The following is an 8,367-nucleotide window of genomic DNA, read 5'->3' on the forward strand; positions in this document are numbered from 1 at the left end:
ACGCCGTCTGCGATCAGGGCCAGCTCCAGCGTGCTCTTCGGCATGGCGCGCAGTCCGCGCTTGCCCGGCCACTTCTCGACATTCCAGAAGTCGGCATAGTCCTTGGGCGCTTCCTGCACCCGCGCCGGATCATAGGCGAAGCCGGTCGAGACCACGACGTTGCCGGCACCGCACGGATGCACGGCCTGCGGCACCAGCTGGTCCTCGCCGCCGATCGCCTCCCAGTCCAGTTCCTCCAGCAGCCCCTCGTCGCAGCCGACGATCAGGTCGCTGCGCTCGATCATCAAGACGTCCCAGGTGACGTTGCCGGTCTCGACCATCGCCTTGATCTGGGCGAGGCCGCCCAGATAGGTCTCCTCCAGGATCCGGATGTCGCCCTGGGCCTTGGCGAACGGCGCGAAATAAACCGTGCGCTGGGCGTCCTGATAGTTGCCGCCCCACGAAGCGATGGTGAAGTCGCGCGCCTCGGCCAGTCCCGGCAGCGCCAGAACCGTGACGCCCAGACCCGCGATCAGGCTCTTCCAACGTATCGGCATTCCAAACCTCCCCGACTTGCATGTGATCGATGTTGCGCCGCCGCTCATGCCTGCACGGATCCGTCCAGATCCGGCGGTGCGGTGGCGATTGCCCAAAGTGCCCGGGTGACTCCGGCATGGGTATTGCGGAACCAGTGCGGCAGCGAGCTCTGGAATTGGAAAGAATCACCGGCGCGCAGCGCGTGCACGCGCCCCGCCACCTCCAGCTCCAGCGCACCTTCCAGCACCAGCCCGCCCTCCTCACCGTCATGGGTATAGGGGCCGTCGCTGGAGCGGCCGCCCGGCTCCAGCGTGAGCAGGATGAGTTCCAGGCGGTGCGAGCGGACCGGCGAGATGATCTGCTTGGACATGCCCAGCTGCTCGAACAGGAGCTCGTGCCGTTTCTCGACGCGCTGGACGAGCGGCGCCTCCGCCGCCATCGGCTCTGGCCTCGCGTCGAACAGGTCGACCGCCGCTACGCCCAGGGCCCGCGCAATCCGGGACAAGGACGCGAGCGATGGGTTGGAAAGGCCGCGCTCGACCTGCGATAGCATCCCGATCGACAGGTCGGCCTGTCGGGACAGCGCCACGAGCGACATGCCCCTGGCCTTGCGCAGGCCGCGCAGACGCGGCCCGACCTTCAGGGAAGCTGCCGCTCCCGGTTCATCTGGCCTTGCCGCGCTTCCCAATGCTCCCCCCGCCCGGACGGCCCTTGCCGTTCCGAGCAGGCTACCAGATTTTCAATTCTGTTGAAAACCCGTTGCGTCACGCCGGACCGGATGGCCCGGTGCCGAGTGCCTGCCGCCCTGCCCTTGGCGGCAGTCAGTTGCCCAGGCGCGGGTTGGCCGCATCGTTCAGCGCCTCGCCCAGCAGGTTGACCGCCAGCACGGTCAGCACGATCAGGGCGCCTGGCACGGCACTCAGATACCAAGCAGTTCGAATCACCGCCCGGCCGTTGCCGATCATCATGCCCCAGCTGAGCACGTTCGGATCGCCCAGGCCCAGGAAGGCCAGCGCCGATTCGGTCAGGATCGCCGAGGCCACGATCACCGACGTGGTGACGATCAGGGGCGGCAGGGCGTTGGGCAGGATCTCCTGGAAGATGATCCGCCAGTGCGGGAAGCCCAGACTACGCGCGGCCAGCACGAAGTCCTGGCCGCGCAGGCGGCGGAACTCCGCGCGCACCAGCCTCGCCACGGTCGGCCAGGAGACCAGGCCGATGCCGAGCGTGATAGTGGCGAGGGTCGGCTGGAAGATCGCCACCAGCACGATCAGGAACAGGAAGGACGGCATGGTCTGCACCGCCTCGGTGAGCCGGGTCAGCAGGTCGTCGGTCCAGCCGCCGAAATAGCCGCCGATGGCCCCCACCAGCGTCCCGATCGTCAGGCAGATCGCGGCAGAGACGACGCCGATCCACAAGGACACCCTGGCACCGTGGAACACGCCCGCGGTGACGTCGCGGCCGAGATTGTCGGTGCCGAGCGGAAAAGCCGGGTCCTGACCCGGCCACAGATAGGGCTTGGCCACCATGCCCTGCGGGTCGCCCGGGTAGAAGAGACCGGCGGTGGCCGCCATCAGCAGCACCGCCGCCATCACCAGGAGGCCCAGCCAGGCGCTGGGGTTGCGCAGGAACCGGCGCAGTGCCCGCCCGTCCGTGCCCATCTTCAGGAAACCTCGACGCGCGGATCGAGCCACGCATGCAGGAGGTCGGTCGCGATGTTGATCGCGATCACCAGGACCGAGGACAGGAGCAGGATGCCGAGTAGCACCGCGAAGTCGCGGGCGAACACCGCCTGGAAGGCGAGGCTGCCCAGGCCCGGCCAGGCGAACACGGTCTCGGTGACGATGGCGCCGCCCAGGAGGATGCCGAAATGGATGCCAGCCACGGTGGTCACTGGCACCAGGGCGTTGCGCAGCACGTGGCGCAGCGCGATCCGGCCGGGCGGCAGGCCCTTGGCGACCGCGGTGCGCACATAGTCCTGGCCGTACACTTCCAGCATGCTGGCACGGGTCAGCCGGGCATAGATGGCGATGAAGAACAGGGACAGGGACAAAGCCGGCAGGACCAGGTAGCGCGCCATGTCGAGGGCCAGCTCCAGGCCGCTGCCCTCGAAGCCGATCGTCTGGTAGCCGCTGCTCGGCAGCCAGCCGAGCTGGACCGAGAAGATCACGATCAGCATCAGCGCCCCCCAGAACGAGGGGATCGAGTAGAAGAACAGGGCCACCACCGAGATCGCCCGGTCCAGGAGGGAGCCGGCGCGCAGCGCCATCAGGAAGCCTGCGAGGATGCCCACCAGCAGAGCGAAGACCAGGGCGGTGACCATCAGGAGCAGCGTGTTCGGCAGCCGGTCCAGGATCACCTCCAGCACCGGCACGCCGAACTTCGCGGAAAAGCCCAGGTCCAGGCGCAGGAGGCCGGACACGTAGTTCAGGAACTGGTCGAGCAGCGGCAAGTCGAGGCCGAGCCTCGCCCGGGTCGCCGCCATGGTCTCCGCGGTGGCGGCGCCGGATTCGGCGGCCAGCACGTCGGCGGCGTCGCCCGGCGCCATGTTCAGCAGGAAGAAGTTGAACACCACGATGATCGCCACCGTCGGCAGGGAACGCACCAGGGCGCGCACGAACACCGGCAGGAGCCGCAGACTCATGATCGTTCCCGCAGGTGCGTTCCCATAGACCGGCTCAGCTCACCAGATAGGCCTCGGCGAGGTTGGCATGGATGCCGTCCGCCGTGAGCGTGTGGTTCTTCAGGTTCACGCTGTGGATCGTGAAGGTCTGGATCGCGATCGTGTTCAGCGTCGGGATGTCGACCGCCACGATCTTCTGGAAGTCGTGGAACAGCTGCACCCGCTTGGCCGGGTCCTGCTCGATCTGGGCGGCCTCCAGCAGGCGGTCGACCTCAGGATTGGAATAGTGCGAGCCGTTGGAGAACGGTACGCCCGGCTTGAAGTTCTTCGACCAGTAGAAGCGCTGCACGCCCAGGGTTGGGTCGGGCGAGTTGGTCATCGTGTTGTTGACGAAGTCGAAGTCGCGGTCGGCATAGACTCGCTTGATGTAGGTCGCCATGTCCTGGTTGCGCAGCGTCACCTGGATGCCCACCTGGGCCAGCGCCTGGCGGATATACTCACCGCTCTGGATGTGCTGGTTGCCGATCGGCAGCGGATCGTGGCTGACGGCGAAGCGCACGCCGTCCCCGTTGCGCGGCAGCCCGGCCTGGTCGAGCAGCTGGTTGGCCCGCTCCGGGTCGAACTCATACTGATGGACGTCGGGCGTGTAGAACTGGGTGTGCGCCTGGTGGATCGGCCCGGTCGCGACCTCGCCGAAGCCGTAATAGACGTTCTGGAGCAGGATCTCCTTGTTGACCGCGTGGGCCACCGCCTGGCGCACCTCGGGCTTGGCGAAGTACGGGTTGTCCAGGTTGAACTCGATCGCCGAGATGTTCGGGCCATAGCCATAGCCCCTGGTCTCGATGCCGAGCGTCGGGACCTGGCTCAGCCGCTCCAGGTCGCTGTAGGGGATCGGGTAGTCACCGCCGACATCGACCTCGCCGGTCTCGAACGCGATCGAGCGCGCAGCCGCATCCGGGATGAAGCGGACAATGATCCGGTCCAGATAGGGCTTGCCCGCGTCCCAGTATTCCTCGTTGCGCTCGAAGATCATGTGGCTGCCGCGCTGCCACTCCTTGAACTTGAACGGTCCGGTGCCGATCGGCGCATGGTTGTGCGGGTTGGTCGCGATGTCCGAGCCATCATAGATGTGCTTGGGCACGATCGGCGATTCCTGGCCGGCCAGCGCGTTCAGGAGATAGGGAGCCGGCGCCTTCATCTTCAGGACGACGGTATGCGCGTCCGAGGTCTGCACCTCCTCAAGATTGGCATAGGTCGCCCGCCCGCGCGGATGGCTGGTCTTCAGCGTCATCAGCGAGAAGGCTACATCGGCCGAGGTGAAGGGCTGGCCGTCATGCCACTTCACGCCCTCGCGCAGCTTGAAGGTCAGCTCCTTCCCATCGGGCGAAAGGGTGTGGCTGAGGGCGAGTTGCGGACGCAGCGAGAAGTCGAGATTATAGCCGTAGAGGCCCTCGGTGATCTTGCAGCTCAGCATCACGTTGGCGCCGGTCGTGTCCGAGAGCGGCACCAGCCCGGTGGGCTCCGGATCGACCAGGAAGCGCAGCGTGCCGCCACGCACCGGCTCCTCTTGGGCGCGCAGGCTGCGCGGCAAGAGCAGGGCGGAGCCGGCAGCGGCACCGAACGCGCCAAAGGCGCGGCGGGACAGGCTGGGCATGCGGAGGACCATCGGCGTTATCCTTATCCTTGGCTGAGAGCAGGCTCAGATCGGTTCGTCGACCAGATCGTCGAGGGCTGGTTCTTCCACTGTCCACTCGTCGCCCTGGAGCTCCGGGCGGTCGAAGGCGCGCATGGTCGCGAAATGGTCCTCCCAGTCCTCGACGAACAGGCTCTCGACCAGATGGTCCGCGACCCGCTGCGCGCCGACGCTGATCCCGGGCACATCGCCGGCGATCCGGCCATGGCTCATCACTGCACCCTGGTTCAAGCAGTAGACCCGGCCGAGCCAAGAATGGGCATCTCCGGACCGGTCGCGGAACTCCATGCCTTCGCCGAGGAAGGGATGGTCCAGCACCGGCCCTGGCGCATCCAGCTCCGGCAGCACGTCCCGCCAGCGCAGCACCCGCTCTGCCAGACGCGCCAGCTCCGGCCGCTTGCGCCAATCGACCCCGAACCCGGTGGCGACGATCACGAAGTCGGCGCGGATGCTGCCCTGTGGCGTGGTCAGAAGGATCGTCTCGCCCTCGTCCCTTGCCGCCAGCACCGGGCTGCCGGTGCGCACGGCAAAGCCTGGATGGCGCGAGCAGCGCAGCATCGAGTTGCGCGGCGGCGGTGCGTTCACCGAACGCATGTAGCCGTTGATCTGCAGCCGCGCTTCCGGTGCGAGTGCCCGAAAGCCGCGGGCAAAGCCGGCATGGTTGCCGGCCAGGCTCTTGTTGACCCGCGGGATGTCGGGCCGGCGCACCAGCAGCACCACCCGCTTCGCCCCGGCTTCCAGGGCTTCCGCAGCATTATCGACCGCAGACGCGCCCGCCCCGATCACCACGACTGTCTGCCCGGCCAGTGCTGTGAAGTCGATCGGCGCGCTGGAATGGACCACGCGCGGCGAGGCCAGCGAGGCGAAGGGCTCGGCGACAAAGGGGCCGCCCAGCCCGTCGCGGCCGTTCGCCAGCACCAGGCGGCGCGCCCGGATCCGCCGCTCACCTTCGGGTGTGGCCAAGATGGCGGTCACACCGTCCCGGTCGCCGTCCAGGTCGACCAGCTCCGACTGGTTCTCCACCGGCAGCCGGGTGACCCGGCGCAGCCAGACCAGATATTCCATCCATTGCGGGCGCGGGATCTTGTCCAGTGCTTCCCAGGCCGCCGCACCGAACTGCGCCTCGAACCAGGCGCGGAAGGTCAGGCTGGCCAGGCCCAGCGCCGGGCCGGCCAGGTGCTTGGGCGAGCGCAGCGTCTCCATCCGGCCATAGGTGACCCATGGGCCCTCGCGGCCTTCGGGCGCCCGGTCGAACAGGCGGATATTGCCGATGCCGTGGCGGAACAGGGCAAAGCCGGCGGCAAGGCCGGCCATGCCGGCACCGATGATCGCCACATCGAGGAGCGGCGTGCCGTCTTCGCTGGTACGTGGCGGCACCCAGGCAGGCGGCAGCTCCTCCAGCCTTTCCAGGTCCCACCAAAGTCGGCTTTCCAGCTCGGCCAGCGAGCGAGGACCGGCATAGGCCTGATCGCTCACGCCGCGGCCTCCCGGCCGTTCTCGGCTGCCTCGATTTCGGCAACGAGCGTGCGCACCGCCTGGCCGGCGAATTTGAGCGCCGCGCGGTCGAACGGCCGGTCGCGCTCGATCACCGCCAGCGCCGGGGCGAAGATCCGCCGGCGCAGGGCCTGGCGCGCCGAGGCGGGCTTCTGGAACAGGATGCCGTTGATCCTGGCCATCAGCGCGTCGTCGAACACGCTTTCCCAAACCCGCCGCTCGGTGCCGAGGTCGAATAGCGTGTCCTTGCGGGGCTCACGGTCGGCGCGCAGCGCTGCCGTGGCGTCGCGGTCCAGCAGGCCGTCCACGATCACCACGCCATAATCGCGCCGGGCACCGGCCGGGGTGACGAAGCCGCGCCGCACATCCTGCAGCACCAGTTCCGGATCACGCTCGAACGGATCGCCATAGCCGCCGCCGCCCGGCGTCATCACGGTGATGGTCTCGCCGGCCTGCAGCTCGATCATGTCGATCTTGCCGAGCTCCTGCTCGTCCGGCCGGCCCCGATTCTTGATGGTGCGGGCGGCCATGCCGCAGCGGCCGCCGAGCAGGCCCCAGGGCACGAAGCGGAACCGCTCCATGCCGCGGCCCAGGACCTGGCTGCCGGACTGGTGCGGGGTAAAGGTCAGCTCCAGGCCGACCCCGCCGCGCCACTTGCCGGCCCCGCCGGAATCCGGGCGGATGCCGTAGCGCAGGATGGTGAGCCCAGCCGAGGCCTCGACCGTTTCCACCGGGTTGTTGGCCATGCCGCTGGTCGAGGAATCTCGGCCATCCACGCCGTCCATGCCCTGCCTGCCGCCGGTGCCGCCGGTCATCGGCTCCACCACGTCGACCTTGCGCTTGCCATGCTCGTCGGCGGGCTCGGCCAGCACGACCGGGATGATCAGCCCGCAGCCGGCGGCACGCACGAAGTGCGGCACGGCCTGGGCGAGCAGGCCGTTGATCACGTCGACCATCCGGTTGCCCGTGGCATGGCGCACGCCCACCGCCGCCGGGAAGACCGGGTTCAGCAGCGAGCCCGAGGGAATGTGCAGCGTCACCGAGTTCAGGATCCCGGCATTGATCGGGATCGAGGGATCGCGCGTCAGCGCGTACTGCAGCAGGCGCAGGGTCAGCCAGGTATGGCGCTTGCCGGCAGACGGCAGGTTGAAGGCCGCCGCGATCTGCGGGTCGGTGCCGGTGAAGTCGATGTCCAGCTGGCCGTCCGTGGCCGTCATGGTCGCGTGTATGCGCACCGGCAGCGGCGAGACCAAGTCGTCGTCCAGATAGTCGGTGAACCGGTAGATCCCGTCCGGAATGGTGCGGAACGCGTCGCGCGCCTTCTTCGCCGCGTAGTCGATGATCTCGGTGGTGCCGGCGGCAAAGGCCTCGATGCCGTGCTGGGCGATCATGCCCGCCACCCGGCGCTCACCTACGGCCAAGGCCGCGACCATCGCCTTCAGGTCGCCCAAATTCTCTTCCGCCGTCCGGCAGTTCGCCTCGATGAACGCCACCACGTCCGGATTGAACTTCCCCGCCTTCACGAGCTTCAGGGGCGGGATCATCAGCCCTTCTTGGAAGATCTCGTGATTGGAGGGCGAGATGCTGGACGGCACCCTCCCGCCGACGTCGGCGGAATGGATGAAGCACCAGCCGTAGCAGACCACCTTGCCGTCGTGGAAATAGGGCTGGAGCAGGTGGAGGTCGGGCAGGTGGGTGGCCAGCCCCCCGGAACGGTAGGGGTCGTTGGTGATGATGACGTCGCCGGGCTCCAGCTCCGGCACCGCCCTGATCACGTCCGAGGCGTCGTTGTCGGCCATGTTGCAGACGCCGACCGTAGTCGGGAAGCAGAACAGCTTGCCGGCGTGGTTAACCAAGCCCGTGCCGAAGTCCTGGGTCTCCTTGACGTAGATCGTCCGCCCGGAGCGCTGCAGCGCGATGCCCATCTCCTCGGCGGTGGCCGCGACCTTGGTCACCAGGATCTCGAGGGTCACCGGATCAAGCATCGCCATTCTCCCGCGTCACGACCAGGAGACCCTGCCGGTCAGCCATGAGCCGCCAG

7 protein-coding genes are annotated in these 8,367 nt (G+C 68.0%); all 7 read right to left on the reverse strand.

The window, feature by feature from the left end:
• Positions 1-536, reverse strand: a 536-nt coding sequence (locus EQG76_RS12045) for an extracellular solute-binding protein (protein ID WP_159713658.1), incomplete at its 3' end; no start/stop codon positions are given.
• 44 nt (positions 537-580) lie between these two features.
• Positions 581-1,204: a cupin domain-containing protein gene (locus EQG76_RS12050; protein WP_255476511.1), complete on the reverse strand. Its 624-nt coding sequence runs from the start codon at positions 1,202-1,204 to the stop codon at positions 581-583.
• Between the two features lie 133 nt (positions 1,205-1,337).
• Complete coding sequence (locus EQG76_RS12055; RefSeq protein WP_159713662.1) at positions 1,338-2,177, reverse strand: ABC transporter permease; 840 nt, start codon at positions 2,175-2,177, stop codon at positions 1,338-1,340.
• 2 nt (positions 2,178-2,179) lie between these two features.
• On the reverse strand, positions 2,180-3,160 hold the full coding sequence (locus EQG76_RS12060; protein ID WP_159713664.1) for an ABC transporter permease: 981 nt from the start codon (positions 3,158-3,160) through the stop codon (positions 2,180-2,182).
• Positions 3,161-3,194: 34 nt separating this feature from the next.
• Entirely contained in the window at positions 3,195-4,793 is a 1,599-nt protein-coding gene (locus tag EQG76_RS12065) for an ABC transporter substrate-binding protein (RefSeq protein ID WP_407925534.1), read from the reverse strand.
• Between the two features lie 45 nt (positions 4,794-4,838).
• Positions 4,839-6,308, reverse strand: a complete 1,470-nt coding sequence (locus EQG76_RS12070; RefSeq protein WP_159713668.1) for a flavin-containing monooxygenase — start codon at positions 6,306-6,308, stop codon at positions 4,839-4,841.
• On the reverse strand, positions 6,305-8,311 hold the full coding sequence (locus tag EQG76_RS12075) for a hydantoinase B/oxoprolinase family protein (protein WP_159713670.1): 2,007 nt from the start codon (positions 8,309-8,311) through the stop codon (positions 6,305-6,307). The genes EQG76_RS12070 and EQG76_RS12075 overlap by 4 nt, the downstream gene beginning before the upstream one ends.
• Between the last annotated feature and the right edge of the window lie 56 nt (positions 8,312-8,367).

Source organism: Geminicoccus flavidas (assembly GCF_009806515.1).
Lineage (GTDB): Bacteria > Pseudomonadota > Alphaproteobacteria > Geminicoccales > Geminicoccaceae > Geminicoccus > Geminicoccus flavidus.

Bases quoted from the DNA above. Each gene is read 5' to 3' on its own strand.
- EQG76_RS12055 (WP_159713662.1), bottom strand. From the start codon at position 2,177: ATGGGCACGGACGGGCGGGCACTGCGCCGGTTCCTGCGCAACCCCAGC.
- EQG76_RS12060 (WP_159713664.1), bottom strand. From the start codon at position 3,160: ATGAGTCTGCGGCTCCTGCCGGTGTTCGTGCGCGCCCTGGTGCGTTCC.
- EQG76_RS12065 (WP_407925534.1), bottom strand. From the start codon at position 4,793: ATGCCCAGCCTGTCCCGCCGCGCCTTTGGCGCGTTCGGTGCCGCTGCC.
- EQG76_RS12075 (WP_159713670.1), bottom strand. From the start codon at position 8,311: ATGCTTGATCCGGTGACCCTCGAGATCCTGGTGACCAAGGTCGCGGCC.